Source organism: Paraburkholderia diazotrophica (genome assembly GCF_038900755.1).
Taxonomy (GTDB): domain Bacteria; phylum Pseudomonadota; class Gammaproteobacteria; order Burkholderiales; family Burkholderiaceae; genus Paraburkholderia; species Paraburkholderia diazotrophica_A.
Genome location: NZ_JBBPEN010000004.1, coordinates 28,639 through 55,528, shown reverse-complemented (window position 1 = coordinate 55,528; position 26,890 = coordinate 28,639). Strand labels below are relative to the sequence as shown.

Below are 26,890 nucleotides of genomic sequence, written 5' to 3'. Positions count from 1 at the left end.
CGGATCCACGCGACGCTAGTAACCGCCCTTCACCGCCGTATCCGCGCGCCTCTCGTCGCCGATGTATGAGGACGCAAGATCGGCGGCCGCGCGGCTGAGCAGACCCGTATCGGTACCGATGGCGACGAAGGTCGCGCCCGCTTCCAGATATTCGGCGGCGAACGCGCGATCCGGCGCGAGCACGCCCGCCGCCTTGCCCGCTGCGCGCACCGTTCGAATGCCCTCGCGAATCGCCTCACGCACAATGGGTTCACCAGGCTTGCCGAGAAAACCCATCGATGCGCTCAGATCCGCAGGCCCAAAGAATACGCCGTCCACGCCATCGACGTTCGCAATCGCATCCAGATTCGACAGCCCTTGCAGCGTCTCGACCTGCACCAGCAAGCACAATTCATCCGAAGCAGTGGCCAGATAATCGGGCACACGATTCCAGCGCGACGCCCGCGCGAGTGCGCTGCCGACACCGCGTACGCCTAGCGGCGGATAACGCGTCGCCGCGACGGCCGCTTGCGCCTGTTGTTCGGTATCGATCATCGGCAGCAGTAACGTCTGCGCACCGATATCGAGCAGCTGCTTGATCAGCGCTGCATCGCTCTTGACCGGCCGCACGACAGGATGCGACTGATACGCCGACACCGCCTGCAATTGCGCGAGCGTGCTGCGCACGTCATTGGGCGCGTGCTCGTTGTCGATGAGCAGCCAGTCGAAGCCCGCCGTCGCAAGCACTTCGACGACGTACGCGTCGGCGAGCGCCGCCCACAATCCGAATTGCGGCTTGCCTTGCGCCAATGCGCGCTTGAAGCGATTCTGGACACATTCCATAGCGAGTCCTCAGACAAAGTTGAGCGCAATACCGCCTAACGGGCCGTAATCGACATGGAACGTATCGCCGGCGCGCGCGGGAATGGGACTCGTGAACGAGCCGCTGAGTATCACGTCGTTTGCATTGAGGCTCTCGTCATATGGCGCGATCTTGTTCGCAAGCCACGCAACGCCCGTCGCGGGATGATTGAGCACAGCCGCAGCAAGGCCGCTCTCTTCGACGGCGCCGTTCTTGTACAGCAACGCGCCGACCCAGCGCAGATCGACATCCATCGGGCGCACGGGACGACCGCCCATCACGATGCCGGCATTCGCGGCGAAGTCGGAGATCGTATCGAACACCTTGCGCGGCGCACGTGTGTCGCGATCGAACTGCTCGATGCGCGCATCGATGATCTCGACAGCGGGCGTCACGTATGCCGTCGCGTCGAGCACATCGAACAGCGTCACGCCGGGGCCTTCAAGCGGCTTCGCGAGAATGAACGCGAGTTCCACTTCGACGCGCGGCGCGATGAAGCGGTCCGCACGAATGTCCTGTCCGCTTTCGATAAACATGCTGTCGAGAAGAGGCGCATAGTCCGGCTCGTCGATCTGCGACGAGCGCTGCATCGCGCGGGACGTCAGACCGATCTTGCGACCCTTGATTACGTGACCTTCGGCCAGTTTCATCTTCACCCATTCGCGCTGGATCGCATAGCCGTCTTCGATCGTCATCTCGGGATAAGCAGCCGAGAAATGCCGCAATTGCGTGCGCGTTTTCTCGGCGTGATCCAGTTTCGCGGCGAGTTCGCGAATAGTCGTCTGGTCTAGCATGATCGATTCCCGTTCCATGCAAAGCTGTCGACTGAAGTTAACGCTTTAGCGCTTACTCCAGTCCCATGCAAAGCTGTCGCGCTCATCCCTTCAGGCGCGCATGCAGATTGTTGTGCTTCCAGGTGCCCGCTTCGCTGAATTCGCTGATTTCGAGCGATAGCGCGAGGCCCTGCTGTTCGAAGGCTTCGGCGAAGTGCCGCTTGATGACATCGAATAGCGCGTCGCCTGTCGCTTTCTTTACGGCTTCCGAGCGGCCCGCGCCGATCTTCAGGTTCGCATGCAAAAAGGCGGCATCTTCTCTGCCATCCGCGATGCAATACTGTTCGCAACGCAACGCGCGCACACGTATGCCACCGATCGGATAAACACGCTGATCGTCCTCGCGCTGCGCGTCGAGGCTTTGCGCGAGCTTTGTGCACAGCGCGCGGATGTTTTCGTTACTGGCCAGATTGGCGCTGTATTCAAGCGTGAGATGCGGCACGTTCAGACTCCTTCGAGCAATCAGACCGGCAACGGCGTCACGGGAAAAATCGCGTTGATCTGCCCGGTGCCCGAACTGCCGAAATAAGGCGTCACCACTTCGGCCTTGCCTTCGTAGCGGTCCCAACCGAGTGCGCCGAGCAGCATCGCCGTGTCGTGCATGCCGCCCTCGCCCCAACACTTCTCGTTGTAGAGCGGCAGCATGCCGCAAAAGGTCTTCCAGTCGCCCTTCTCCCATAGCGACACGACGTGCCGGTCGGTCTGTTCGAGAAACGGGTCCCACACCTTGTGCATGAACTGCTCGGCCGTGCCGTTGTTCGCGAAGTGATGGCTGAGCGAACCGCTCGCGAGAATCGCAACAGTACCGTCGTAGCGCTCCTCGATGGCCTTGCGCACCGCGAGTCCGAAGCGCGCGCTCGTCGGCAGGTCGTGCCACATGCACCATCCCGCAATCGATACCGTCTTGAAGCGCTGATCCGAATTCATGTAACGCATCGGCACCAGCGTGCCGTATTCGAGGTCGAGCGAGGTCTCGCTATGCGCGCGCGTTTTCACGCCCATTTCATTCGCGGCTTCGGCAATCAGCTGACCGAGCCTCACATTGCCCGGATACGCATACGTCATGTTGTTGATGAAATGCGGCAGTTCGTTGCTCGTATAGATGCCTTCGAATTTCGGCGCGCAATTGATGTGGTACTCGCTATTGACGAGCCAGTGCACGTCGAACACGACGATCGTATCGACACCCAGTTCGCGGCAACGCCGGCCGATCTCATGATGCCCGTCGATTGCGGCCCGGCGACAGCCCTTGTGCGGTCCATCGAGTTCGGACAGATACAACGACGGCACATGCGTGACTTTGGCGGCCAGTGCGAGCTTGCCCATCGCGGTCTCCTTTTACTTCAATCCCATGCGAAGCTGAATCGCTACCTGCGGAAAATCGGCGTGCAAAAAATTCAAACGCCCCAGCGCGGAATAGGATGCGATCCAAGCGACACGCACACGTTCTTCGGTTCGAGGAACACTTCATAGCTCCACGTGCCGCCTTCGCGCCCGACACCCGACGCCTTCGTTCCGCCAAACGGCTGTCGCAGATCGCGCACGTTCTGGCTGTTCACGAAGCACATGCCCGCTTCGATCGCCGCCGCCACGCGAAGCGCGCGGCCTGTGTTCTCGGTCCATATATAGCTCGACAGGCCGTATGAGATATCGTTGGCGAGGCGAATGGCGTGCGCTTCGTCGTCGAACGGAATCAGGCACGCGACCGGCCCGAAGATCTCTTCCTGCGCGATACGCATGCGGTTGTCGACATCGACGAATACAGTCGGCGCGACGAAATTGCCTTGCTTCAGCGCGTCGGGCAACGATGGCGCGTCGAGTCCGCCGCACGCGAGCGTCGCACCTTCCTTCGGCCCCAGCTCGATATAGCCGCGCACTTTCGCGAGATGCCCCTGGCTGATCATCGGACCGATGATCGTGCTCTCACCGAGCGGATCGCCAACCGTAAGACGTTTTGCGCGCTCGATAAAGCGCTCCGCGAATTTCGCGTAGATCGATTTCTGCACGAGAATCCGCGAGCCCGCCGTGCAGCGCTCGCCATTATTCGAGAAGATCATGAACACGGCGGCATCGAGCGCGCGCTCGAAATCGGCATCGTCGAAGATCACGAACGGCGACTTGCCGCCCAGTTCCATCGAGAACTTCTTGAGGCCCGCCGTCTGCACGATGCGATTGCCCGTCGCCGTCGAACCCGTGAACGAAACGGCATGCACATCGGGATGCGCGACGAGCGGTTCGCCCGCTTCCTTGCCATAGCCGTGCACGACGTTCAGCACGCCCGCAGGAATACCTGCATCGAGCGCGAGATTGCCGAGCATCGACGCCGTGAGCGGCGACAACTCGCTCATCTTCAGCACAGCCGTGTTGCCGAACGCGAGACACGGCGCGACCTTCCACGTGGCCGTCATGAACGGCACATTCCACGGAGAAATCAGCGCGCACACGCCGACGGGATGAAACAGCGTGTAGTTCAGATGCGAATCGGTCGGGTAGGTATGGCCGTCGACGCGCGTGCACATCTCCGCGAAATACGTGAAGTTATCGGCGGCACGCGGCACCAGTTGCTTGCGCGTTTGCGAAATCGTTTGACCCGTGTCGCGCGTTTCCGCGTCGGAGATCTCGGGCACGTGCTTCGAGATCAGTTCGCCGAGCTTGCGCACGAGTTTTGCGCGCTCGGCTGCGGGCTTCGCGGCCCATGCGGGAAACGCGTCTTTCGCTGCGCGCACAGCCGCGTCGATCTCTTCGGCCGTGCCACGCGCGACTTCGGCCAGCACTTCTTGCGTCGCCGGATTCACGGTCTCGAAGTAGTCACGCGCTTTCGCCGATTGGCCGTTGATCAGATGTTCGATTCGCATTGGAAGATCCCAAACAGTCAGTCGCGGTTGAAGTCCGCGTCGGAAGCGATCACGTTGACGAGACGGCCGAGGCCATCGATCTCGCAGACAACCTCATCGCCCGCGCTCACATTGACGACGCCCTCGGGCGTGCCCGTCAGAATGACGTCGCCGGGCGCGAGTGTCATGAAACTGCTCAGATATTCGATCAGCGCGGGAATATCGGTGACGAGGTCGCGCGTATTGCCCTTTTGTTGCAGCGCGCCGTTTACGTAGGTGCGCAATTCGAGGTGCGTGACATCGGCAACGTCGGCGGCATCGACGAACCACGGGCCGAGTACTGTTCCGCCATCGCGATTCTTCACGCGCAGATTGGGCCGGTAATAGTTCTCCAGATAGTCGCGGATCGCGTAGTCGTTCGCGATCGTGTAGCCCGCAACGTACTGCATCGCTTCGTCGCGCTTCACTTCTTTTGCGGGCCGGCCGATCACCACGGCGAGTTCGCACTCGTAGTGCATGAACGTCACGTCGTTGGGACGGCGCGTCACACCTCGATGACCGATCACGCTGCCTGGTCCCTTCAGAAACACCAGCGGCTCGTCCTGCTTCGAGAATTGCAACTCCTTCGCGTGCTCCGCGTAATTCAGACCGAGCGCGAAGATCGTGCCGGGTTCGACGGGCGCAAGCCATACGACTTCTTCTTCTCGACAGACGCGGCCATCGGCGAGCCGCACCCCGCGCTCGTGCGGATACGCCTCGTGAATCGCGCCGGCATACGCAACACGGCCGCGCATCATCGTTCGCCTCCTATGTTCGACGTCGTCGAAAAGCGCAACGGCGTCCACCCGCCGATCGCGATGCTCACGTTGTCGCCGGCGTGCGCGATGGGCGCACCATGCGGGACACCCAGCGTCAGCACATCGCCGGGGGAAAGCGTCATGAAGTCGGTTACGTCGGCGATCAATCGCGCGACGTTGCGAATCGACATAGAAGTGCTCGCTTCGAAAGCGCGCTTGCCTTCGATGCTGATCGCGATACGCAGCGAATCCGGATCAGTGACGTGCCGTCGCGCGATCACGGCGGGGCCGATCACACAGAAACCATCGCGCGCGCGAAACCGCACCGATGGCCGATAAACGCCTGCGTGCGGCACGCAAAGGTCCGCGACGACGGTGTAACCGGCGACGAATTCCAGCGCCTGGTCGACAGTCACGCGACACGCCGTGCGCCCGATCACGACGCCGAGCGATCCGCCGACCTGCACGCCGTGCTCATCGTCAGGCACGACGATTTGCGCGCCGTGCCCCGCCAGCGTGTTGCGCGGCTTCACATATAGAACGGGCGCTTTCGGCGGCGCCTTGTACGGCGGAGCATGGACGGCGTCGCCCAACGCATCGAGCGCGGCACGATCGTTCAGCAACGTGCCATAGACCGCGCCGCCCACGGGCGGACGACAGGTCTTTCCATCCGCGAGCAGCACGTTCACGGTGAGCGCATCGACATCGCGCGCGAACGGCTCGCCTTCGAGATGGATCCGGTGATCGTGGATTACGAACATGGCCTGGCTGCATCCGTCGATTCACTAATATCTTAGTAGTATTCGCGCAGCTCAACCGATGGTCAAGCGCATCGGTGGCCGGTGCGGGTTTTCCCTGGCGCGGCGCTTGCATGCCCTTGTCGAGCCATCATAGGACCTTACATGGGGACAGAAAAAACTGGTAAGACCAGTATTCCACCGGGTCGACAAGCGGCGAAGAACGCGGAACAATGGACCCTAAGTCATATATAAGACTGGACCTCGCACGCACGTAAATCATGCGTGTGTGGGCCGCCTGTCATGTCGATCCGCGACTCGCGACCGGTCTGTAGATGGAAGTCACCTCAATCGTTTCAGGAAAAGCAACATGCAGACAAAGTCCGTTCTCACGGTCGCCGAGTCGACGAAAATCATCGAAGCGGCGCGCGCCGAAGCCGAACGCAACCAGTGGGCCGTGGCCATCGCCGTCGTCGACGACGGCGGCCATCAACTCTCGCTGCTGCGCCTCGACAACTGCGCGCCCATCGGCGCCTACATCGCGACAGAGAAGGCCCGCACGGCCGCTCTGGGCCGCCGCGAATCGAAGCAGTATGAAGACATGATCAACGGCGGCCGCACCGCGTTCCTGAGCGCGCCGCTCTCGGGTACGCTGGAAGGCGGCGTGCCCGTTGTGGTAAATGGTCAGGTGGTCGGCGCCGTCGGTGTTTCCGGCGTGAAGGCCGATCAGGATGCGCAAGTGGCAAAGGCCGGTGCCGCGGCCGTTGTCATCGGTGCGAATGGTTGAACGCCGCCCCGAAGCTAGTCGAAATCTCGCCCCTCTTGGAACAGCCCATGACTCAAATGACTCAACGCGGCGGATTGCAGGTCGCCGCGAACCTCGAACAGTTCATCGAAAAGGAAGCCCTGCCTGGAACCGGTGTCGATAGCGCCGCATTCTGGGCCGGTTTCGATGCCATCGTGCACGACCTCGCGCCGAAGAACCGCGCGCTGCTCGCCGAACGCGACCGCCTGCAGGTCGAACTCGACACATGGCATCGGGCGAATCCGGGCCCGGTGCGCGACCTGCGTGCGTATCGCAGCTTCCTCGAAAGCATCGGCTATATCGTGCCCGCGCCCGCGAGCGTGAAGGCCACGACGGAGAACATCGACCGCGAAATCGCCGAGCAGGCTGGCCCGCAGCTCGTCGTGCCGCTGTCGAACCAGCGTTACGCGCTGAACGCGGCGAATGCGCGCTGGGGCAGCCTGTACGACGCGCTCTACGGCACCGATGCGATCGACGAAACCGACGGCGCCGAGCGCGGCGCGAAGTACAACCCGGTGCGCGGCGCGCGCGTGATCGCCTATGCACGCAAGTTTCTCGACGATGCCGCGCCGCTCGCAAATGGTTCGCACAAGGACGCGACCGGCTACCGCGTCGAGAACGGTAAGCTCAGCGTCGCATTGACGAGCGGCGCGACCGCGCTGCAAGACCCGGCGCAGTTCGTCGGCTATCAGGGCGATGCGAATGCGCCGTCGGCCGTGCTGCTCAAGCACAACGGCCTGCACTTCGAAATCCAGATCGACGCAAACGATTCGATCGGCAAGACCGATCCTGCACACGTCAAGGACGTGCTGATGGAAGCGGCCGTCAGCACGATCATCGACTGCGAGGACTCGGTTGCCGCCGTCGATGCCGACGACAAAGTGCAGCTCTATCGCAACTGGCTCGGCATGATGGTCGGCACGCTGACGGAAGAAGTCACGAAGAACGGCAAGACGTTCACGCGCCGCCTGAACGCCGACCGCGAGTACCACGGCGCGAACGGTCAGCCTGTGAAGCTGCACGGCCGCTCGCTGCTGTTCATCCGCAACGTCGGCCATCTGATGACGAACCCGGCCGTGATCGATCGCGACGGCCGCGAGATTCCCGAAGGCATTCTCGACGCCGTCGTCACGACGCTGTGCGCGCTGCACGACCGCACGCACAAGCTGAATTCGCGCACGGGGTCCATCTACATCGTGAAGCCGAAGATGCACGGCCCCGCTGAAGTCGCGTTCGCGAGCGAGCTGTTCGCGCGCGTCGAAGATCTGCTCGGGCTCGCGCGCAATACGATCAAGATGGGCATCATGGACGAAGAGCGCCGCACGAGCGTTAACCTCTCCGCGTGTATCGGCGAGGCATCGGCGCGCGTCGCGTTCATCAACACGGGCTTCCTCGATCGCACGGGCGACGAGATGCACAGCTCCATGGAAGCCGGCCCGATGATGCGCAAGGGCGATATGAAGTCGAGCAAGTGGATCGCCGCGTACGAGCGCAGCAACGTGCTCGTCGGTCTCGCTGCGGGCCTGCGCGGCCGCGCGCAGATCGGCAAGGGCATGTGGGCGATGCCCGACCTGATGAAGGCGATGCTCGAGCAGAAGATCGGTCATCCGAAGGCAGGCGCCAACACGGCATGGGTGCCCTCGCCCACGGCCGCGACGCTGCATGCGCTGCACTATCATCAGGTCGACGTGCAGGCCGTCCAGAAGGAACTGGAACGCACGGACTTCGCGAGCGCGCGTGACGAACTGCTCGACGGGCTGCTGACCATTCCCGTCGTCGAAAGCGCGCAATGGAACGACGACGAGGTCCGCCAGGAAGTCGAGAACAACGCACAGGGCATCCTCGGCTATGTGGTGCGCTGGATCGATCAGGGCGTCGGCTGCTCGAAGGTGCCCGACATTCACAACGTCGGCCTGATGGAAGACCGCGCGACGCTGCGCATTTCGAGCCAGCACATCGCGAACTGGCTGCGTCACGGCGTCGTCAAGCCGGAGTTCGTAAAGGAAACCTTGCAGCGCATGGCGAAGGTCGTCGATCAGCAAAACGCAGGCGACCCGAACTACAAGCCGATGGCACCGAACTTCGATGCTTCGATTGCGTTCAAGGCAGCATGCGCGCTGGTATTCGAAGGCTGCGCGCAGCCGAGCGGCTACACCGAACCGTTGCTGCACAAGTTCCGTTTGCAACTGAAGGCAGGCCACGCGTAAATCCACGCTTAGCCGTTGCACGAAAGTAAAACGCCGGCCGGGTCTTTGGCGACCCGGCCGGCGTTTCTTTTTCTAGCGACCCGCGCGCGGCGACCTCAATGGCAAAGCTCTTCGAGCCGGACGCCATTCGTTTTCGGCCCGAATCCGCCGATCGAAATCATCACGACGATCATGCACGCGGTAATGCCGACGAACACACCCGCGACGCCGAACTCGCGCAACAGATGCGCGATGACGAACCCCGACATCATCGCGCCGATGCGGCTCGCCGAATAGACGATGCCGTTCGCGCGGCAACGGATGCGCGTCGGAAAAAGTTCGGCCTGGTACGCGTGATAACACACGGAAATGGTCTGCCCCGCGAGACTGATGAGCACGCCGAGCACGATCAGCGGCACGACGGCTTTCATCTGCCCGAACAGAAGCCCGAACACGACCACTGCAAACGCGGAGCCGACGATCAGCCATTTGCGCTGGAGTCTGTCGGCGAACAGCATCGCGAGCAATGGTCCCGAAGGCAATGCAATAGCAATGATGAACGAGTAGAGCAGGCTCTTCGTCACCGTGATGCCCTGACCGATCAGCAACGTCGGCACCCAGTTGGCGAATCCGTAATAGCCGATCGCCTGGCAGAAGTTGAAGACGATCAACATGATGAGCCGCGAGCGATACGGCGGCTGCCACAATTCCGCAAGCGACGCGCGTCGATGCGCGGGCACTTCGACGGCAGGCAGCGGCGCCGGCAAAGCACGCCCCGACTGACGCGCGGCCATCGCTTCCATCTTTCTGACCACGCGGTCGCCCTTTTCGACATGCCCATGACTCGCGAGCCAGCGCGGACTCTCCGGCACGACGAGACGAATGAACCACACGATCACCGCGCCCGCCGAGCCGATCAGCACGACCCAGCGCCAGCCGTCGATGCCGGCGAACGTGGTCGGCACGAGCCAGTACGACAGAATCGCCGCGGCAGGCGCGGCCGCGAACATCACGGCCTGGTTGAACGCCATCGCGCGGCCCCGCATGTGCTGCGGCACAAGCTCGGTGACGTAGCTGTCGATCGTCACGATTTCGATGCCGACGCCGATGCCCGTGATGAAGCGCCACAAGATCAACCCTTCAGGCGTGTGCTGAAAGGCCAGTATGGTCGAGCCGACCGAATACCACAGCAGCGACACGGTGAACACCTTGCGGCGCCCGAACCGGTCCGGAAGCCAGCCGAAGCAGAACGTGCCGACGAACAACCCCGCGAACGTCGATGCAATGAAACCCGCGATGCCCTGAAGCCCGAAGAACGAATCCGTCGTCGTCTTGAGCAGACCGCTCTTCGCCATCCCCGGCGCGATGTAGCCGGTGAAGATCAGATCGTAGACCTCGAAGAATCCGCCGAGCGAAATCAGCAGGACGAGCATCCACAGATAACGCGTGACGGGCAAGCGGTCCATTCGCGCGGACAACGCTGCTGCCGTGCGCAGATTGGTCTGAGTTTCGGAAGGCGCAAACGGGGGATTGTCCGCTGTAGCGGGTATCGTGCGCTGCATGGTTGTCTGTCTCCTGAAATGCGCCACCAGTTGTCGGATTGGTTTAGATGCCTGATGGTCGATGCTTCGTTGATGTCGGTCGTTATCGGTGGGTATCGGTGGGTATCGGTTGCTCTGCGAGTCCCGTGACCATCGACGCGCTCACGCAGCGGCGCGTCCCGTCAGCCGCGCAAGAATCTCCTGCGTGTGCTCGCCGACTTTCGCCAGCGCCTGACGTACGCCCGGCCGCCGGCCGCCCATCGTGATCGGCAACAGGACCACTTCTGTGGTGCCGCCGTCGTCGGTTTGCATCGGCACGAGTCCGCCGCTTTGCTTCAGATGCGGATCGTCGAACAGTTGATCGGGGCGCACGATGGGCGCGTACGGAATGCCCGCTGCTTCGAGCTTCGCGGCGAGTTCATCGGCGCGATGGTGTTGCAGGATGTCGCCGAGACGCGCGAGCAGTTCGGGGCGCACGGCCACGCGCATCGCGTTGTCCGCGAATTGCGGCTCGCTCGCGAGATCCGGCCGGCCGATCACATCGCACAGCGTAAGGAACTGCCTGTCGCTGACTGCACCGATGAACAGTTGCTCGCCGTCCGCGAGCGTGAACACGTCGTACACGCTCCATGCGGACACGCGCGACGGCATCGGCGGCGGCGCTTCATGCGTCATCGCGTACTGCTGCATGTGCTGGCCGGCGAGGAACACGCAGTTCTCGAACAGCGCGCTTTGCACTTCCTGTCCGTGCCCCGTGAAATCGCGTTCGCGCAGCGCGGCCAGCACGCCGATCGCGCCGAACATGCCGCCCATGATGTCGTTGACCGATGTGCCCGCGCGCAGCGGACGCCCCGCCGGTCCCGTCATATACGCCAAGCCGCCCATCATCTGCACGACTTCGTCGAGCGCGAGACGCTTCTCATACGGGCCCGGCAAAAAGCCCTTGTGCGATACGTAGATCAAACGCGGAAACCTCTTTGACAACGTGTCGTAGTCGAGCCCCAGCTTCCGCATCAACCCCGGCCGGAAGTTTTCGAGCATCACGTCGCACTGGCCGATCAGCTCTTCAGCGGCTGCGTGACCGTCGGGCGTGTTGATGTCGAGCACGACGCTCTTCTTGTTGCGGTTGAACGTGCGAAAGAAGCCGATGCCGAGTCCCGGCAGCCTGCGCGTCTTGTCGCCGCCGGGCGGCTCGATCTTGATGACTTCGGCGCCGAGATCCGCGAGGATCATCCCGCACGTCGGCCCCATGACCATGTGAGTGAATTCGATGACGCGCACGCCTTCGAGAGGCAGCCGGCTGGATGTGCTCATGTTGAACCTCAGGCGGTAACGATGGGATTCGCGGCGCGCCTTGCACCGCTGTTGAATGTTTTGGGCAAGCCGGCGAGCCATAGCGTGCCGTGCAGCGTTTCGTTCGACAGCCACTGCGCGACGTTCGCGCGCAGCGTCAGAATCCGTTCGATATCGATGCCCGTTTCGATGCCCATGTCCGCGAGCATGAACGCGAGGTCCTCGCTCGACGCATTGCCGCTCGCGCCTGGCGCGTGCGGACAGCCGCCGATTCCGGCAAGCGTCGCATCGAAGCGCGCGACACCCGTTTCGAGCGCGGCATACACGTTCGCGAGCGCGAGGCCGCGTGTGTCGTGAAAGTGCCCGCACCAGAAACGCTCGCCCGCCACGCGCCGCGCTTTCTCGAACAGATCGCGCACGGCGGCGGGATTCGCGTAGCCGACGGTATCCGCGATGCTCACGCGGTCCGCACCCGCATCGAGCAGCGCCTGCATGCAGCGCAGTACCTCGGCTTGATCGACGGCGCCTCGAATCGTGCAGCCAAACGCGGTGCCGATGCCGCCTTCGATCAGCGTCTTCGAGCCCGCTGCGTCGCGCGCGGCACGGATGCGCGCGACTTCGGCGATCACTTCGTCGGGCGTCTTGCGCAGGTTAGCAAGGCTATGCTCGCGACTCGCGGACAACGGCACGAGCATCAGGTCCACTTGCGTGTCGATCGCGCGCTCGGCGCCTCTCAGGTTCGGCACGAGCACCGAGACGAACAGACCGGGCAGCGTCTTCGCATACGCGACGAGTTCCGCCGTGTCCGCGAGCTGCGGCAACAGGCGCGCGGGCACGAACGAACCGACTTCGATTTCACGCTGACCAGCCGCATACGCGCCGGCGATCCATTCGATCTTTTTCGGTGTGGGAAGAACGGTCTGAATGCTTTGCAGCCCGTCGCGCAAGCCGACTTCGCGGATCACGACGCGGGAGGGGAATGAGGGCATCGAGGGTGTCTCCAGTGTTGCATGCCGGTCTTTGCGAATGCCGGCGTTGTGCTAACTTTAGACATTCCATCCGATACATAAAGCGCTATTTTGGAAGCGCCAGATTTCCGAAACGGAAACGCTAAAGGAGACACCGTTGCGCGACATCGACCTGAAGACATTGCGGCTCGTCGTAGCCGTCTGCGAGCACAAGAATATGGCGCGCGCCGCGCACGACGAGCACATCGAGCCGTCCGCCGTCAGCAAGCGGATTGCGCAACTCGAAAGCGATCTGGGCGTGCCGCTCTTCACGCGCTCGCGACGCGGCGTGCTGCCGACGCCCGCCGGCGTCGCGCTGCTCGAACACGCGCGCAACATGCTGTTCACGATGGACCGGATCGCGAGCGATATCGCCGCATTCGGCAGCGGCCTGCGCGGCAGTGTGAGCGTGTGCGCGTCGGCGTCGGCGATTGCGGAGAGCCTGCTCGACGATGTCGCGTCGTTCATGAGCATGCCCGCGCACGAGAACATCCGCGTGCATGTCGAGGAGTGGCTGTCGCACGATCTCGTGCGGCGGTTGCGCGAAGGCGCGGCGTCCGTCGGCGTGTGCTGGGACAACGTGGATCTCGAAGGGCTCGCGCATCGGCCGTATCGCGAGGACCGGCTTGCGCTCGCCGTGCATCCGGACCATCCGCTCGCGAAGCGCTCGACGCTGCGCTTCGCGGAAACGCTCGGCTATGAGCACGTGGGCCTGCCGCCATCGACGGCCGTGCACATGATGATGCAACGCGCCGCCGCGCGAGCAGGCGGCACGGTGTCGTACCGGGCGGTCGTGTCGAACTTCGACGCGGCGTTTCGCGTGGTCGCCGCGAAGCTCGGCATCAGCGTGATTCCGCAAGTAGTGGGCGACACGTATACGCGCATTCTCGATGTGCGCGTGATTCCGTTGACGGACGAATGGGCGAAGCGGAAGTTCGTCGTGTGCTTTCGCGATTTCGAATCGCTACAGCCCGCGGCGCAGCGGATGGTCGATCATCTCGTCGAGCGGGCGCGGCATACGCACGATGCCCATTGATGTTAAGCGGCGCACGTCAGCGCGCCGTGCGCGCCCGCGCCGCGACGGCACGCTGCGCGGGCGGCACGTCGAGTCGACGGAACACGAGCGCCGACAGCAGCGTGATCATGCCGACGCACACGAAGCTGAGCATGAAGCCCGTCGACGCCGAGCCCCATCGCGCGGAAAACAGGTTGACGAGCCCGCCGCCAATCGACACGCCGAGGCCGATCGCCAGCATCTGCACCATCGAGAAGAGGCTGTTGCCGCTGCCCGCATCCGCATGCGACAAGCCTTTGAGCGTCACGCTGTTCATCGCGGCGAACTGCATCGAGTTCGCCGCGCCGAACACGGCGAGCAGCACGATTTCCAGCAACGGCGCCGAATGCTTCGACACGAGCGCGAACGCGACGATCGTGGAGCCGACAATCACCGTGTTGACGGCGAGAAACGCCGAGTAGCCGAAGCGCTTGACCAGCGGCGCGATCCATTGCTTCGAGACGGTGCCCGCAATCGCGGCGGGCAGCATCATCAGACCCGAGCGCAACGGCGAGTAGCCGAGCTGCACCTGCATCAACAGCGGCAGCATGAACGGCACTGCGCTCGATCCGATCCGGCACAGCAGATTGCCGACGAGCCCGACGCTGAAATTCGGCTCGCCGAACAGCCCGAGCCTGAAGAGCGGCCGCGTGTACGAGCGGGCGTGTGGAATGTATGCGAGCGCCGCAACGATGCCGGCCGCCGCGAGACCCGCCGACCATTCGATGCGATGCGCGCTCATCGGCGGATCGATCGCGAGCGAAAGCAGAATCATCGCGAGCGAGAGCAGTCCGCAACCGATGAAATCGAATGGCGGCGGATGCGTCGCGTGATCGTGCGGCAGATAGCGTTGCACGGTGAAGAGCCCGATCACGCCGACGGGAACGTTGACGAGAAAAATCCAGTGCCACGAAATGGACTGCGTGAGCCAGCCGCCCAGCGTCGGCCCGACGATCGGCCCGACCTGTCCCGCGACCGACACGAACGCCAGCGCCGACACGTACTGCTCGCCGGGCACGCGGCGCAACACGGCGAGCCGTCCGATGGGCAGCAGCATCGAGCCGCCGATGCCTTGCAGCACGCGCGCGATGATGAGCTGATCGAGGGTATGCGCGCCGGCGCAGCACAGCGAGCCCAGCACAAAGACGAGAATCGCGGCGAAATAGACGCGGCGCGTGCCGAAGCGATCCGCGAACCAGCCGGATGCGGGCGTCAGCAGCGCCATCGTCAGCGTGTACGCGACGACGACGGGCTGCATCGCAAGCGGCGATGCGTGCAGGCTTTGCGCGATGGAAGGCAGCGCGGTGTTGACGATCGTCGTATCCAGCGTCTGCATGAAGAATGCGGCGGCGACGATCCAGAGTAGCGCGAAGTGTGAGGAATCCCGGGTCATGATGAAGTTCGGAGAGGCGCGACCCGCCGCTCAGGCACCTGCGTTCAGCACGTACGTTTTTCGGCGTCGCGGTGGTTGCCCCTCGGAAACGGGCGTCTCGCCGAATCGGGCCCGCTGTATGTTTCTTCGTGGCCGATTCGTCCACATCAGCTGACATGGTATCGATTTCAATGGCAATCGAGAAGTCGCCTGATGACATTGACTGTCATCGCAAAAGCCGATGACAATGCATGATGCTCAATCCTCTCTGGCTCAAGACGTTCGCGACCGTCACGAACTGCCGCAGCTTCACGGAAGCGGGCAAGCGGCTCGGCCTGAATCAGTCGAGCGTAAGCGAACATATCCGGCGCCTCGAAGAGAGCGTCGGCAGGCGGCTTTTCATCCGCGATACCCATTCGCTCGCGATGACAGCCGATGGCGAAGCGCTGCTCGTGCATGCGAACGTGATTCTGCAGGCCATCAACCGCGCGGAGTCGCAGTTTCGCAAGCCGCGGCTGAAGGGGCGCGTGCGTCTCGGCACATCCGACGATATCGCACTCGGCGCGCTGCCTAATGTGCTTGCCGCATTTCGGCATGCGCATCCCGATGTGGAACTGGAACTGACGATCGGCATGACGAGCCGCCTGTATGAACTGCTCGATGCGGGGTCGATCGATCTGCTCGTCGGCAAGCGGCGGCTCGGCGAGCGGCGCGGCACGCCGTTGCTGCGCTCGCGCCTCGAATGGATCGCGCGGCCCGGCACGGTGGTCGATGTCGGGCAGCCGTTGCCGCTGGTGCTGGTCGCGGAGCCGAGCGTCACGCGCGCCGTCGTGCTGAATGCGCTCGCGGAAAAAGGCATCGGCTGGGAAGTGGTGTGCACGAGCAGCAGCCACGCCGGCTGCATCGCCGCTGCGCGCGGCGGCCTTGGGCTGACGGCGAAATCGCAGTACGTGTCCGCGCGCGGGCTCGCGCCGCCCATCAACAGCGCCAGCCTGCCCGCGCTGCCGGATGTGGAATTTATCGCGCTTGCCGCGAAGCGGCTCAGTCATCCGGCGGGAACATTGCTCGAACTGTTGCAGGGCAGCGATCTGAGCGGCGGGTGGATGAGCGAATGAACGTTCGGCGCGGTTGATGCGCTTCACGCGCGTATCGTCGTCGTCCCGCTTCGTCTGCGCTACTTGCGTCCCTTCGCCGCCAGGCCGTCAAAGTCGATCGACGTCAGTTCGCCGATCCGTTCGATCGTGATGTCGGGATCGGGATACTTCGCGATCTCCGCTTCGTCGAGCGCATAGTGGCCCTGCCTCGGAAAGATCGTGGTCAGCCGGTCGCCCCATTGCTCCTTCATCGCCGTGAGGATGCGCAGCTTGTCGTCGACCATCACATAGTGTCGCGCGGGAAAGTGCGCGATCACGTCGTCGAGCATCTGTTCCTTGTGGATGTAGATCAGCACGCGCCCTTCGACTTCGTCCCACAGCCCCGCGCGCGACACCTTGCGCGGCTGGAACACGACGTCGCCGTCCGAGAGAATCGCCGTCTGGCCGAACCGGCTCGCGTAGCGAAGTGCATCGAGCGCGCCCGGAAAAATACGGTTGGCAAACGGGTAGTCGATCAGATAGCAGGACATCAGCAATAGCTGCGTGTCGTCCTGACGCTCATGGCGATAGCGCTGCAATGCGCCGAGATAGTCCGCGTATCCGAGTTCGCCGCGCAGGTCTTCGAAGATCCGCCAGTAGCGCGAGCTGTTTGCCTCGCCGAACTGGCGCATCATGTGCATCCGCAGATCCTGCAGGACGTGATCGTTGTCGAGCAGTGTGTTGTCGACATCGAACAGAAAGACAACGTCGTTGCTTGATGGTGTGTTCATGCACGTTACCTCGCATCGGTCGTCTGTAGTGATTGGGCAGATCGGCGGGCGCTCCTTGTACGCTGATGCTCTTGTGCGCCGGCGCGCGAAAGCTCGATGCAAGCACAGCGCGCGAATGCGAATGCCGCCGCCTGCCGCGCATCGTGTCGCGCTGGGACCTTCGAAGAGGTGACGAAGTTCGCTGACCCGGGCAACGCGCGATCAGCGGAAAGACTAGCACTGTCGTCGAATATGTGTAGGCGAGGGTGACGTGGGAGGATCGCGCGTTTTCCTTTGATGCGCTGACGGCACAAGCGGATTGGCTCTTGTGCGGCACGTGCGTCGGGTGTATCCGCTTCACGGCGTATAGGCAGATTTAGCTGCGTAGCAGCTGGCGGGTGAGCGTTGCGGGTCAGACCGTTAGTTGCGCTTGTGCAAGCGCCCAGAAAACAGTCTACGAACGCCAATCGCGAAGTGGCATGACTTGACCTGGCATCATCTATTAACGTATCGTCTTGCAACGTTACTTGCTCATGGCAGATCGGCTCCTCATGCATTCCCGTTTCGACCGCTTCAGAACGACTCCACTCGGACAGCAGCTTGAAAGACTGCTCATCGGGCGGGAGCGCTACATCGAGTTCGCCGCCCTCTCGCGTGCGGGCGTTGCGGCCATCGCCGCCGTCACGGACGAGATCAAGGCGAAATTCCCCGAGGTCGAGCAGGACACGACAGCGCGTCAGTTCTGCGGCGCGATGATCGCGGAAGTCATGCGGCAACATGGCCACGAAGTCGCACAGGCGCGCGGACGCGTTGGCGGCGCGCTGTTCAGCTATGGCGCGGTATTCAGCCCACAGCCGATCTTGCTGCCATTCGCAGGCGTTATCGAAGCGCTCTCGCAGATGCCCGCCGCCCTCTCCGGTTTCGCGTCGCGCATACCCAATGCCCAGTGGTCACAGCGGCCGAAGGGTACGGGTTTTGCGGCTGTCGAGCACGCCTGTCATTTGCGCGACCTCGACGCGATCTTTGCAGACCGGATCGCAGCAGTGCGGAACCGGCGTCTGCCCGTAATCGATTCCGTCGACGGAACGGTACTCGCGGAAGAACGCGACTATTTGCATCAGGACATGACGGCAGCAGTCAAGGCGTTCGCGCAATCGCGCAAGCATCTGTGCACGATGCTGAAGAAGCTGAAACCCGAGCAACTCGCGCGCTGCGGGCTGCGCGACGGCACGCGGCGCATGACACTGGAAGAACTTGTGCGCGAACTTCTCGATCACGACCGCACGCACCGTCTGGAAATGGACGAACTCGAGGCGGAACTGAAGCAGACGCAGGATCGACGCAAAGGCCAGAAAAGAGCATGAGCACTCGCCCTCCCGTCGTTTTCATTCACGGCTTTTTCGGTCCGCTAAGCGCGACGGAATTCGCTGAGGATCACGCCGTTCAGCGTTCGTCACGCCGCGTGCTCGCACCCGACCTGCTGGGTTATGGCGAATACCAGCATCTCCCATTCGATGCGATTACTCTTCACGCGCAGGCAGAGCACATCAGCCGTTCAATAGAGCAACAGTTTGGCGACGAAACAGTCGACGTCGTTGGGCATTCCGTCGGCGGCGCAATCTCGATGCTGCTTGCCCACGCGCATCCTGAGCGTGTGAGAAGGATCGTCAATATCGAAGGCAATTTCACGCTGGATGATGCGTTCTGGTCGGCGTCGGTCGGCCGCATGAGCGACGCCGATGCAAACGCTCTGCTCGAACGCTTGCGCAGCGATCCGCTCGAATGGCTGCGCGGCGCCGGAGTCGATGCAGCACCCGATATGCGCGATGCGGCCGCGCACAGCCTCGCGCGTCAACCCGCGTCGACGCTGAGGGCGATGGGGCAATCCGTCGTCGCGACGACGGGCGACAAGCTGTATCTTTCGACCGTGCGCGCGGTCTTCGGGTCGCATCCCGTTCACCTGATCGCCGGCGAGCATTCGCGCGACGGCTGGCATACGCCGGACTGGGCGTGGAACGAATGCGCGAGCTTCCAGACCATCGAAGGGGCCGGGCACATGATGATGCTGGAGCGGCCGCACGCCTTCGCAGCCGCACTACGGCACTGTCTCGACTGATATGCGCCACACCGACGCGCCAATATCATCAACGACGCAAGCCGTGTTTGCATGCGGCGCACCGCGCTCGCGCATATGACGCGAACGCAGCTTCATTGCCCATGCCACTGCGCATCCAGCGTGCTATCGTCTTGACAAGGGACCATCGACTCGCCCGCCTGCCTCCCAACGCCTCAATGACAGACATCCACCCCGCCCGCTTCCCCGACGATCTCGACGCCGTGCGCGTCATCTTCCGCGAGTACGCGGACAGCCTCGGCGTCGATCTGTCGTTTCAGGCATTCGATGCTGAGCTGGCCTCGCTGCCCGGCAAATATGCGCCTCCAGCCGGCGCGATTCTGCTTGCATGGCGCGATGGCCGCGTGATCGGCTGCGTCGCGCTACGACCGTTCGAATACGACATCTGCGAAATGAAGCGCCTCTATGTGCGCGAGGAAGGCCGTGGCCAGCAGCTCGGCAGGCATCTTGCGCAAGCCGTCGTGCACGCGGCCAGAGAAGCGGGCTACAGGAAGATGCGGCTCGATACGCTGCCGACCATGCAGGCGGCCCAGCGGCTTTACGCATCGCTTGGATTCAGGCCTATCTCGGCGTATGTGTTCAATCCCGTCGAGGGCACGCGTTTTCTCCAACTGGATTTGTGAAGCGGTCCATTGCGCTTCATGTGTCAGCCGCACTTTAAGCGGCGGCGACGCGCGCCATACACACCGCGCACGCCGCGCCGCCATCGCTCGGCCCGCAATCAGACTCCTCCTCCAACGGTCCTGATGCTCTTCCACTGCCCCTGCTCGACCTGGAACAGCGTATAGGGCGGCTTGATCAGATCGCCGTAAGGATCGAACGTGATCTTGCCCGTCACGCCCGTCAGTGAAACCTTGGAGAGGCTCTCGACGATCTTCTGTCTGTCGAGTGAATTCGCGTCGTGGATCGCCTTCAGCATCGCGAGCGCCGCGTCATACGCAAACGGCGCGTACAACTCGACGTCCTGGTTGAAGCGCGCCTTGTAGCGCTTGCCGAAGTCCTGCGCGGCGGGCAGCTTGTCGAGCGCGGGACCGGGCTCGAGATCCTGCGTGCGTTCGCCTGATGGCCCGGCGATCTGCAGGAACGCGTTGCTCTTCAGCGCGCCCGCGCCGAACAGTTGCGCCGTCATGCCGAGCGAGCGCATCTGCTTGACCAGCATCGCGCCCTGTTCGTCGAGTCCGCCGAAGAAGATCAGATCGACGTTCTTGCTCTTCAGCGAAGTCAGGATCGCGCGGAAGTCAACGGCCTTGTCGTTCGTGAATTCGCGATCGACGATATTGCCGTTCGCTTCCTTCGCGCCTTTCTCGAACGCATCGGCAAGGCCCTGGCCGAACGCCGTGCGGTCGTCGATGATGCCGATGCGCTTCGCCTTCATCTGCTCGACGACGAAGTGCCCCGCGACCACGCCGCCCACGCCGTCATGCCCCATCGTGCGGAACACGTTCTTGAAGCCCTGCTTCGTCAGTTGCGGATTGGTCGAGCCCGGCGTAATCATCGCGACGTTCGCGTTGTGATACACCGCAGACGCGGGAATGCTGCACCCCGAGTTGTAATGGCCGATCACGCCGACCACGCCATCGTCGACGAGCTTTTGCGCGACCTGAATCGCGACGCGCGGATCGGCCTGGTCGTCCTGCACGTCGAGCACGAACTTGACGGGCTTGCCGGCGACGGTCGGATGCTTCGCGTTCTCTTCGTCGATGGCGAGTTGCGCGCCATATTGCAGGTCCTTGCCGACACGCGCGACGGGCCCCGTCAGCGGGCCGACAAAGCCGATCTTGACCGCTTCCGGATCGGCGGCCCAGGCAACCGAAGCGGCAAACGAAGCGTGCGCCGCAAGAGCGCACACCGCCAGCCTGATGATCCATGTACGTCGATTCATGATGCGCTCCTGTCGATAGAAAATGCCGCGCGTTTTGCCTGCCGACTGACCCGATGCGCGACGCGTCGAAGTCGTCCGTGTGTGTCCGTTCAGAACCGGGTTGCCGCGTAGCGGGCGAGGTCGAGCGGCGGCGCGCGCCGAGCGACGAGATCCGCGACGATGCGCCCGCTCACGCCCGCCAGCGTCAGCCCGAGATGCTGATGACCGAATGCGTAGATCACGCGCTCGCTCCCGCTCGCGCGGCCGAGCACGGGCACGCCGTCGGGCAGCGTGGGCCTGAAGCCGAGCCACGCGCTGTCGGGCTGCTGCAATGCGGGCAACGCGCGCTTCGATGAGAACGTCAGCAGATCGAGCAGCGAACGGTTGCGCACCTCGCTGAAGCCGCCCAGTTCGACCGTGCCGGCGACGCGAATGCCCTCGTCCATCGGCGTCATGTAGAAACCGCGTTCGGCCCAGCCGACCGGCCGCGAAATCAGTTGCGACGCGCCGCGATACCGCACGTGATAGCCGCGCTCGGTATCGAGCGGCACGCGGTCGCCGCATTGCGCCGCGAATTTTGCCGAGCGCGCGCCCGTCGCGACGACGACATGATCGAAGCGGCGCGGCGTGCCGTCGTCGGTTGTCAGCGTGACGCCATCCGATGCGGGCGTCAGCGCGCTCACGCTCTTGCGTTCCAGTTCGAGGCCGCGCGCCGCGAGCACGTCGTAGAGCGACAGCAGAAAGCCCTGCGGATCGGAGAAATGCCAGCTGTCGTGAAAGAGCACGCCGCGCTCGAAGATCGGCGCGAGTGACGGCTCCAGATCGCGCACCTCTTCGGCCGACAACACGTCGAACGACACGCCTAGCCGCTCGCGCAGATTCAGCGAAGCGCGCGACGCATCGAACGACGCGCCGCTCGAATACAGATACAGGCACTCGCGCGGCCGCACGAACTTCGCCAGATCGCCCGCTTCGAGCAGCGGCGCGTAGCCCGCCTGCGCCTGCTCAAGCAGCGCGGCGAGCGCGCTTGCGCTTGCTTCATGGCGACGCCGCGTCGAGCTGATCATGAAGCGCACGAGCCACGGCAGCACGTGCGGCAGATAGCTCCAGCGCAAGCGGAACGGACTCTCGCTCGACAGCAGAAAGCGCGGCAGATCGCGGAATACCGACGGGTTGTTCACGGGAATGCAGCCATACGGCGCGAACGTGCCCGCGTTGCCGTAAGACGCGCCCTGCGCGACGCCGGACGGATCGAACAGCGTGACGCGGTGTCCGTCGCGCATCAGCCAGCCGGCGCTCGCAAGCCCGATGAAACCCGCGCCGACAATTCCTACGTCCGACATCAACGCTCTCCTTGCATCGCGCGCGCGTCGGCAGCGAGATAACCCGTTCGCGTGCCTTCATCCGCGGCGCGCCGTTTCGCGCCGAGCAGCCATGCCGCCGATGCAACCGCGAGACTCGCAATGCTCGCCATCAATTGCGGACGCAGTGACGCATCCGTGCCCATCGCGATCAGCACGCCGACGATCGCCGCCACGACGGCATACGAGAGCCACGGAAAGAGCCACACAGGCAACTCGGGCTTCTCGCCCTTTTGCTCGAGACGCCGGCGGATGCGAATCTGCGCGAGCGCCGTCGCGAGATAGACGAACAGCATCACGGCACCCGATGCGTTCACGAGAAACAGGAACACGCCCTGCGGCGACACGATGGCGGCGACGATCGCCACATAGCCGACCACGCTGCTCAGCAACACCGCAAGACGCGGCACGCGCGACGGCGTGAGGCGCAACAGCGCGCGCGGCGCGTCGCCTCGGCCCGCGAGACGGAACAGTATCCGCGACGACACGTACAGCCCCGAGTTCAGCGCCGACAGCACGGCGACCAGCACGATTGCGTTCATGATGTCCGCCGAGCCCGGCACGCGCATCGTTTCGAGTGCGGAGACGAACGGCGAATGACCCGTGACGATGTTGGTCCACGGCACGATGCACGCGATCAGGAACATCGAGCCGACATAGAACGTAATCACGCGCAGGATCACCGAGCGCGTCATTGCGGCGACGCTCTTCGCGGGATTGTCGGATTCGGCGGCGGCAATGGTCGCGATTTCCGCGCCGCCGACGGCGAAGATCACAGTCGGCACGGCCGCGAACACCGACATCGCGCCGAACGGCAAAAAGCCATGCGCGGCCGTCAGATTGCGCACCGCGCTGTGCGTATGGCCGAGACCGAATACCCACGCGGCGCCGATCGCGATAAAGACGATGATGGCCGCGACCTTGATCGACGCGAACCAGAACTCGAACTCGCCATACGACTTCACCGACATCAGGTTGACGAACGTCATCACCGACAGCAGCACGAGCCCGATCATCCACACGGGCGCGGGAATCCAGCGTTGCAGGATCGCCGCGCCCGCGACCGCTTCCACCGCGACGACGATCACCCAGAAGTACCAGTAGAGCCAGCCGCTCGTGAAGCCCGCCCAGTCGCCGAGCCCGATGCGCGCGTATTCGGTGAACGAGCCCACGGCCGGCACGGCCAGCGCCATTTCGCCGAGCATGCGCATCACAAACAGCACGACGATGCCCGCCACCAGATACGACAGGCACGCTGCCGGCCCGACCGTGCTGAGCGTCGCGCTGCTACCCACGAAAAGCCCCGCGCCGATGATGCCGCCCAGCGAAATCATCGTGACATGCCGCTGACGCAAAGCGACGCCGAGCCGCGGCGCCGCGTTGTCCTGTGTGCCGCGCGATGCGCGCCCGTTTGTCCTGCTCTCCGCCATGCGTAATCTCCTTGCAGCCCGATCCAGCGATTCAAAAACCATACAAAACCTGCACAACCTGATTCAAAGAATCACACAATATTTTTTTGTGTGCAATTAAAAGCCTCATTGTGTGGTCCAGGACTTTCCCTGGCCGGGATGGGCGCGTTCCTTGCCAAGCCTGAAAATCAAGGCAAGGATGCATATCTGGTATAAAATCCGGCGAACTGGCACAAACAGGCAGACAAAACCCGTTTTGTATGGAGACAGGGCAAGGCAATGGCTTCCAGCAAACCCAAGGCAGCGAACGGCAACGGTGCGGCGGCCGAAGTCGACCAGACAAACGGCGACGCGGTCCAGACAAAACGCGCGACCTACATCGAGGTGTCGGCGTCGATCGAAGATGAAATTCGCGGCGGCGTCTATCCGCCGGGCAGCCGCCTGCCGCCGCAACGCCAGCTCGCGACGGAACTCGGCATCAATGTGTCGACGGTTTCGCGCGCGTACAAGGAATTGCAGTTGCGTGGGCTTGTGATCGGCAGCAAGCGGCGCGGCTCGCTCGTGACGGGCGGCGCGATGCCGCGCGTCGAAACGGCCGCCGCGCCCAACGCCACGCCGGGCGGCGCAATCGACCTGACCGTCAACCGGCCGGCGACGGGTGAATTCCTGACGTGCCTCGCCGCCACGCTCGCCGAGTTGTTGCCGCGCGATCCACGCTATGCGTCGCTACAGGAATATCAGCCACCGCAGGGGCCCGCATGGGCGCGCGCCGCAGGCGCGAAGTGGACGGCCGCGCCCGGATTCACGCCGTCGCCGGAGCACCTGGTCGTGACGAGCGGCGCGCAGCACGGCCTGTACGCCGTGCTCAACAGCCTGATCGGCACGGACGGCGTCATCATCGCCGACCGTCTCACGTACTACGGCCTCAAAGCGCTGGCGCCCGTGTTCCAGTTTGAAATCGTCAGTGTGCCGAGCGACCGCGATGGGCTCATCACTGACGAAGTGGAGCGCATCTGCGGCCGTGTGCCCGTGAAGGCGATCTTCACGGTGCCGAATCTGCAGAACCCGACCGTGACGACGATGAGCCTCGAACGGCGCGTGGCGCTTGCCGATATCGCGCGCCGGTATGGCGTCGCGATCATCGAGGACGATGTCTACGGTCCGCTCGTTTCGCAGCGTCTGCCGACGCTCGCGAGCCTGTGCCCGGAACTGACGTTCCATATCGCCGCTACCTCGAAAATTCTTGCGCCCGGACTGCGGCTCGGTTATCTGCTGAGCCCGCCCGAGCGTTCCGCGCTCGCCGCCGAAGCCGTGCGCACGACAGCGTGGATGCCCGCGCCGATGTCGATGCTGATCGCGACGATATGGATCGAAGACGGCACCGCGCGACGCATCATGGACGCGCAGCTCGCCGAGATTCGCGTGAGGCACGATCTGGCGCGCCAGATTCTGCCGCAGGAATGGCTCGACTCCGATCCCGCGTGCATGTTCGTGTGGCTCAGGCTGCCGCCGCCGTGGCGCGCGGACGACTTCGCCGCCAACGCGAAAGCGCGCGGCGTCGTCGTGATGCCTTCGTCGGCGTTTGCAGTCGACCGCGCCGAAGTCGAGCACGGCGTGCGGATCAACCTCGCGTGCGCGTCGTCGCGCGAACAGCTGGTGAGCGCGCTGCAAACGCTCGCGCAAGCGCTGCGCGACCGTCCTCGCGCGCTGTTCGGCACGATTTGACTTTGCGCCGCAAGCCGCGCGGCTAACGCTTCGCGGAAACGAGGACGCGCCGCTCCGAACACAGCAGCCGGTCGGCCAGTTCCATCAGATTGGCAGCGAACATCGAAGGACTCCATTTGTCGACGGACTGTCTCGCCCGCTTCGACAATGCGTCCCGTAGCGCGTCGTTCAGTGCCAGCGTCTGCATTTTTTCTGCGAGCGCAGCGGCGTTGCCTGGCTCGACGACGAATCCGTTCACACTGTCTTTCACCAGTTCGTCCGCTGCGCCGCAGGTCTGCGTGACGATCGCCGTCTTCGACGCGGCGAACGCCTCGTTGACGCACAGCCCCCACTGATCGAACTCGCTGCCGAGCACCATGAAGTCGCACAATGCATACACGGCGGGCATCTGCACGTTCGGAACGGGATCGAGAAAGCGCACGTTCCCATCGAGCCGCATGCTCGACACGCGTCCTTCGATCGCGCGCATGTCGGGCCCGTGCCCGACCAGCACCAGCGAGATGCCTTTATCCGCGAGTCCCGTGCGCGCGTACGCATCGACGACGACATCGACGTTCTTGCGCGGCACGAAGCGGCTCACGCACAGCACGTAGCGCCTGGGCAGCGCGTAACGCCGGCGCGTTTCGGATTCGGAAGCGCGCGCATTGTCCGCGAGCCGCGCGAAGCGCTCGACGTCGATCACGTCGAAACCCACGCGCGAGCGTTCGAGCGGAATGCCGAGTGTCTGCGCATAGGCGCGATGCCGTTCGCCCGCGACGAGCGCGCCGTCGAAGCGGCACACGAGCGCCCGCTTGAGGCGTTCCTTGAAGGGATGCCTCACGCCGTCATCGAGCTTCGAATCGGACATGTAGATGATGCGGAACGTGCCCGCTGTCCGTCGGATCAGATACAGCCAAAGCGAGTACGGCGTGTGATAGCCGAGCGTGACGACGACATCGGGCCGCAGCGTCCGCGCGATGCCGGCGAGCTTGTACGCGACGCTGGGCCAGTGTCCGCCCGCATCGGTGATGTCGGGTTCGAGCGTGATGGCACGCGCGGGCTCTTTGCCGAAGAACGCGTCGCGGGTCAATTGAGGGAAAGCGTAGACGCCCGAGCGTCCAAAGATCTCGACGAGGAAAATCTCGTCGCCTCGCCGCTCGACGAGTTTCTTCAGCGCTTCGTATCGCGGCACATGGTAGTCGCCCAGATGCCCAATTACAAACATCATACGCATGCACACCCTCCAGACCGATGTTGGCGACCAACGCCAGACGATTG

At 63.5% G+C, this 26,890-nt stretch carries 24 protein-coding genes; 8 read left to right on the top strand and 16 right to left on the bottom strand.

What is annotated here, in order from left to right:
* Nucleotides 1-15: 15 nt before the first annotated feature.
* The 7 genes from hpaI to AABE10_RS14225 all read right to left on the bottom strand — a co-directional run bounded on the left by hpaI (nt 16) and on the right by AABE10_RS14225 (nt 6,066).
* Nucleotides 16-822, bottom strand: coding sequence for a 4-hydroxy-2-oxoheptanedioate aldolase (gene hpaI / locus AABE10_RS14255; protein ID WP_342933923.1), 807 nt, complete (start codon nt 820-822; stop codon nt 16-18).
* Between the two features lie 9 nt (nt 823-831).
* Nucleotides 832-1,635: a 2-oxo-hept-4-ene-1,7-dioate hydratase gene (gene hpaH / locus AABE10_RS14250; protein ID WP_342933922.1), complete on the bottom strand. Its 804-nt coding sequence runs from the start codon at nt 1,633-1,635 to the stop codon at nt 832-834.
* A gap of 82 nt (nt 1,636-1,717) precedes the next feature.
* Nucleotides 1,718-2,116: a 5-carboxymethyl-2-hydroxymuconate Delta-isomerase gene (locus tag AABE10_RS14245; RefSeq protein WP_342933921.1), complete on the bottom strand. Its 399-nt coding sequence runs from the start codon at nt 2,114-2,116 to the stop codon at nt 1,718-1,720.
* Between the two features lie 20 nt (nt 2,117-2,136).
* Nucleotides 2,137-3,000 carry a 3,4-dihydroxyphenylacetate 2,3-dioxygenase gene (gene hpaD, locus AABE10_RS14240; RefSeq protein WP_342933920.1) on the bottom strand — a complete coding sequence of 288 codons (864 nt, stop codon included), beginning with the start codon at nt 2,998-3,000 and terminating at the stop codon, nt 2,137-2,139.
* A gap of 71 nt (nt 3,001-3,071) precedes the next feature.
* The gene (gene hpaE / locus AABE10_RS14235; RefSeq protein WP_342933919.1) at nt 3,072-4,529 is read right to left on the bottom strand and encodes a 5-carboxymethyl-2-hydroxymuconate semialdehyde dehydrogenase; all 1,458 of its coding nucleotides are present in this window, start codon (nt 4,527-4,529) and stop codon (nt 3,072-3,074) included.
* Between the two features lie 17 nt (nt 4,530-4,546).
* A complete protein-coding gene (locus AABE10_RS14230; protein WP_342933918.1) occupies nt 4,547-5,305 on the bottom strand; it encodes a fumarylacetoacetate hydrolase family protein in 759 nt (252 codons plus the stop codon).
* Nucleotides 5,302-6,066 (bottom strand): fumarylacetoacetate hydrolase family protein, encoded by a 765-nt coding sequence (locus AABE10_RS14225; protein WP_342933917.1) that lies wholly within the window; start codon nt 6,064-6,066, stop codon nt 5,302-5,304. Before AABE10_RS14225 ends, AABE10_RS14230 begins: the two co-directional genes overlap by 4 nt.
* Nucleotides 6,067-6,412: 346 nt before the next feature.
* On the opposite strand from AABE10_RS14225, the gene AABE10_RS14220 reads away from it, so the two are divergent.
* On the top strand, nt 6,413-6,829 hold the full coding sequence (locus tag AABE10_RS14220; protein ID WP_342933916.1) for a heme-binding protein: 417 nt from the start codon (nt 6,413-6,415) through the stop codon (nt 6,827-6,829).
* 47 nt (nt 6,830-6,876) lie between these two features.
* Nucleotides 6,877-9,054, top strand: coding sequence for a malate synthase G (locus tag AABE10_RS14215; RefSeq protein ID WP_342933915.1), 2,178 nt, complete (start codon nt 6,877-6,879; stop codon nt 9,052-9,054).
* A gap of 95 nt (nt 9,055-9,149) precedes the next feature.
* On the opposite strand, the gene AABE10_RS14210 is transcribed toward AABE10_RS14215, so the two are convergent.
* The 3 genes from AABE10_RS14210 to AABE10_RS14200 all read right to left on the bottom strand — a co-directional run bounded on the left by AABE10_RS14210 (nt 9,150) and on the right by AABE10_RS14200 (nt 12,856).
* Nucleotides 9,150-10,595, bottom strand: a complete 1,446-nt coding sequence (locus AABE10_RS14210; protein ID WP_342933914.1) for an MFS transporter — start codon at nt 10,593-10,595, stop codon at nt 9,150-9,152.
* Nucleotides 10,596-10,736: 141 nt separating this feature from the next.
* Nucleotides 10,737-11,888: a CaiB/BaiF CoA-transferase family protein gene (locus tag AABE10_RS14205; RefSeq protein WP_342933913.1), complete on the bottom strand. Its 1,152-nt coding sequence runs from the start codon at nt 11,886-11,888 to the stop codon at nt 10,737-10,739.
* Between the two features lie 8 nt (nt 11,889-11,896).
* The gene (locus AABE10_RS14200) at nt 11,897-12,856 is read right to left on the bottom strand and encodes a hydroxymethylglutaryl-CoA lyase (protein ID WP_342933912.1); all 960 of its coding nucleotides are present in this window, start codon (nt 12,854-12,856) and stop codon (nt 11,897-11,899) included.
* 136 nt (nt 12,857-12,992) lie between these two features.
* Between AABE10_RS14200 and AABE10_RS14195 the strand changes: the two genes are divergently transcribed.
* Nucleotides 12,993-13,910, top strand: a complete 918-nt coding sequence (locus AABE10_RS14195) for a LysR family transcriptional regulator (protein ID WP_342933911.1) — start codon at nt 12,993-12,995, stop codon at nt 13,908-13,910.
* Between the two features lie 16 nt (nt 13,911-13,926).
* Here AABE10_RS14195 and mdtD read toward each other — a convergent pair whose 3' ends face one another.
* Nucleotides 13,927-15,321, bottom strand: coding sequence for a multidrug transporter subunit MdtD (gene mdtD / locus AABE10_RS14190; protein WP_342933910.1), 1,395 nt, complete (start codon nt 15,319-15,321; stop codon nt 13,927-13,929).
* Nucleotides 15,322-15,554: 233 nt separating this feature from the next.
* On the opposite strand from mdtD, the gene AABE10_RS14185 reads away from it, so the two are divergent.
* On the top strand, nt 15,555-16,415 hold the full coding sequence (locus AABE10_RS14185; RefSeq protein WP_152763439.1) for a LysR family transcriptional regulator: 861 nt from the start codon (nt 15,555-15,557) through the stop codon (nt 16,413-16,415).
* Between the two features lie 59 nt (nt 16,416-16,474).
* On the opposite strand, the gene AABE10_RS14180 is transcribed toward AABE10_RS14185, so the two are convergent.
* A complete protein-coding gene (locus tag AABE10_RS14180; RefSeq protein ID WP_342933909.1) occupies nt 16,475-17,164 on the bottom strand; it encodes an HAD family hydrolase in 690 nt (229 codons plus the stop codon).
* Between the two features lie 530 nt (nt 17,165-17,694).
* Here AABE10_RS14180 and AABE10_RS14175 point away from each other — a divergent pair.
* The 3 genes from AABE10_RS14175 (at nt 17,695) to AABE10_RS14165 (ending at nt 19,900) form a co-directional block, all read left to right on the top strand.
* A complete protein-coding gene (locus AABE10_RS14175) occupies nt 17,695-18,507 on the top strand; it encodes a DinB family protein (protein ID WP_342934418.1) in 813 nt (270 codons plus the stop codon).
* On the top strand, nt 18,504-19,259 hold the full coding sequence (locus AABE10_RS14170; RefSeq protein ID WP_342933908.1) for an alpha/beta hydrolase: 756 nt from the start codon (nt 18,504-18,506) through the stop codon (nt 19,257-19,259). Before AABE10_RS14175 ends, AABE10_RS14170 begins: the two co-directional genes overlap by 4 nt.
* Nucleotides 19,260-19,435: 176 nt before the next feature.
* Nucleotides 19,436-19,900 (top strand): GNAT family N-acetyltransferase, encoded by a 465-nt coding sequence (locus AABE10_RS14165; protein WP_342933907.1) that lies wholly within the window; start codon nt 19,436-19,438, stop codon nt 19,898-19,900.
* 98 nt (nt 19,901-19,998) lie between these two features.
* Here AABE10_RS14165 and AABE10_RS14160 read toward each other — a convergent pair whose 3' ends face one another.
* From AABE10_RS14160 to AABE10_RS14150, 3 genes are all read right to left on the bottom strand, one after another.
* Nucleotides 19,999-21,159 (bottom strand): branched-chain amino acid ABC transporter substrate-binding protein, encoded by a 1,161-nt coding sequence (locus tag AABE10_RS14160; RefSeq protein WP_342933906.1) that lies wholly within the window; start codon nt 21,157-21,159, stop codon nt 19,999-20,001.
* Nucleotides 21,160-21,248: 89 nt separating this feature from the next.
* Entirely contained in the window at nt 21,249-22,481 is a 1,233-nt protein-coding gene (locus AABE10_RS14155) for an FAD-binding oxidoreductase (RefSeq protein WP_342933905.1), read from the bottom strand.
* Nucleotides 22,481-23,929, bottom strand: coding sequence for an amino acid permease (locus AABE10_RS14150; RefSeq protein WP_342933904.1), 1,449 nt, complete (start codon nt 23,927-23,929; stop codon nt 22,481-22,483). The genes AABE10_RS14155 and AABE10_RS14150 overlap by 1 nt, the downstream gene beginning before the upstream one ends.
* Nucleotides 23,930-24,187: 258 nt before the next feature.
* Here AABE10_RS14150 and AABE10_RS14145 point away from each other — a divergent pair, with 258 nt between their 5' ends.
* A complete protein-coding gene (locus AABE10_RS14145) occupies nt 24,188-25,633 on the top strand; it encodes a PLP-dependent aminotransferase family protein (RefSeq protein WP_342933903.1) in 1,446 nt (481 codons plus the stop codon).
* Between the two features lie 22 nt (nt 25,634-25,655).
* Here the strand turns inward: AABE10_RS14145 and AABE10_RS14140 are convergent, their stop codons facing one another.
* The gene (locus AABE10_RS14140; RefSeq protein ID WP_342933902.1) at nt 25,656-26,846 is read right to left on the bottom strand and encodes a glycosyltransferase family 4 protein; all 1,191 of its coding nucleotides are present in this window, start codon (nt 26,844-26,846) and stop codon (nt 25,656-25,658) included.
* Between the last annotated feature and the right edge of the window lie 44 nt (nt 26,847-26,890).

Excerpts from the sequence above, each read along its gene's own strand:
- AABE10_RS14170 (WP_342933908.1), top strand. The coding sequence starts at position 18,504 with ATGAGCACTCGCCCTCCCGTCGTTTTCATTCACGGCTTTTTCGGTCCG.
- AABE10_RS14215 (WP_342933915.1), top strand. The coding sequence starts at position 6,877 with ATGACTCAAATGACTCAACGCGGCGGATTGCAGGTCGCCGCGAACCTC.
- AABE10_RS14175 (WP_342934418.1), top strand. The coding sequence starts at position 17,695 with ATGCATTCCCGTTTCGACCGCTTCAGAACGACTCCACTCGGACAGCAG.
- AABE10_RS14160 (WP_342933906.1), bottom strand. The coding sequence starts at position 21,159 with ATGAATCGACGTACATGGATCATCAGGCTGGCGGTGTGCGCTCTTGCG.
- AABE10_RS14145 (WP_342933903.1), top strand. The coding sequence starts at position 24,188 with ATGGCTTCCAGCAAACCCAAGGCAGCGAACGGCAACGGTGCGGCGGCC.
- AABE10_RS14165 (WP_342933907.1), top strand. The coding sequence starts at position 19,436 with ATGACAGACATCCACCCCGCCCGCTTCCCCGACGATCTCGACGCCGTG.
- AABE10_RS14230 (WP_342933918.1), bottom strand. The coding sequence starts at position 5,305 with ATGATGCGCGGCCGTGTTGCGTATGCCGGCGCGATTCACGAGGCGTAT.
- AABE10_RS14155 (WP_342933905.1), bottom strand. The coding sequence starts at position 22,481 with ATGTCGGACGTAGGAATTGTCGGCGCGGGTTTCATCGGGCTTGCGAGC.
- AABE10_RS14185 (WP_152763439.1), top strand. The coding sequence starts at position 15,555 with ATGCTCAATCCTCTCTGGCTCAAGACGTTCGCGACCGTCACGAACTGC.
- AABE10_RS14180 (WP_342933909.1), bottom strand. The coding sequence starts at position 17,164 with ATGAACACACCATCAAGCAACGACGTTGTCTTTCTGTTCGATGTCGAC.
- hpaE (WP_342933919.1), bottom strand. The coding sequence starts at position 4,529 with ATGCGAATCGAACATCTGATCAACGGCCAATCGGCGAAAGCGCGTGAC.
- AABE10_RS14225 (WP_342933917.1), bottom strand. The coding sequence starts at position 6,066 with ATGTTCGTAATCCACGATCACCGGATCCATCTCGAAGGCGAGCCGTTC.
- AABE10_RS14150 (WP_342933904.1), bottom strand. The coding sequence starts at position 23,929 with ATGGCGGAGAGCAGGACAAACGGGCGCGCATCGCGCGGCACACAGGAC.
- hpaI (WP_342933923.1), bottom strand. The coding sequence starts at position 822 with ATGGAATGTGTCCAGAATCGCTTCAAGCGCGCATTGGCGCAAGGCAAG.
- AABE10_RS14140 (WP_342933902.1), bottom strand. The coding sequence starts at position 26,846 with ATGCGTATGATGTTTGTAATTGGGCATCTGGGCGACTACCATGTGCCG.
- hpaD (WP_342933920.1), bottom strand. The coding sequence starts at position 3,000 with ATGGGCAAGCTCGCACTGGCCGCCAAAGTCACGCATGTGCCGTCGTTG.
- mdtD (WP_342933910.1), bottom strand. The coding sequence starts at position 15,321 with ATGACCCGGGATTCCTCACACTTCGCGCTACTCTGGATCGTCGCCGCC.
- AABE10_RS14210 (WP_342933914.1), bottom strand. The coding sequence starts at position 10,595 with ATGCAGCGCACGATACCCGCTACAGCGGACAATCCCCCGTTTGCGCCT.
- AABE10_RS14220 (WP_342933916.1), top strand. The coding sequence starts at position 6,413 with ATGCAGACAAAGTCCGTTCTCACGGTCGCCGAGTCGACGAAAATCATC.
- hpaH (WP_342933922.1), bottom strand. The coding sequence starts at position 1,635 with ATGCTAGACCAGACGACTATTCGCGAACTCGCCGCGAAACTGGATCAC.
- AABE10_RS14205 (WP_342933913.1), bottom strand. The coding sequence starts at position 11,888 with ATGAGCACATCCAGCCGGCTGCCTCTCGAAGGCGTGCGCGTCATCGAA.
- AABE10_RS14200 (WP_342933912.1), bottom strand. The coding sequence starts at position 12,856 with ATGCCCTCATTCCCCTCCCGCGTCGTGATCCGCGAAGTCGGCTTGCGC.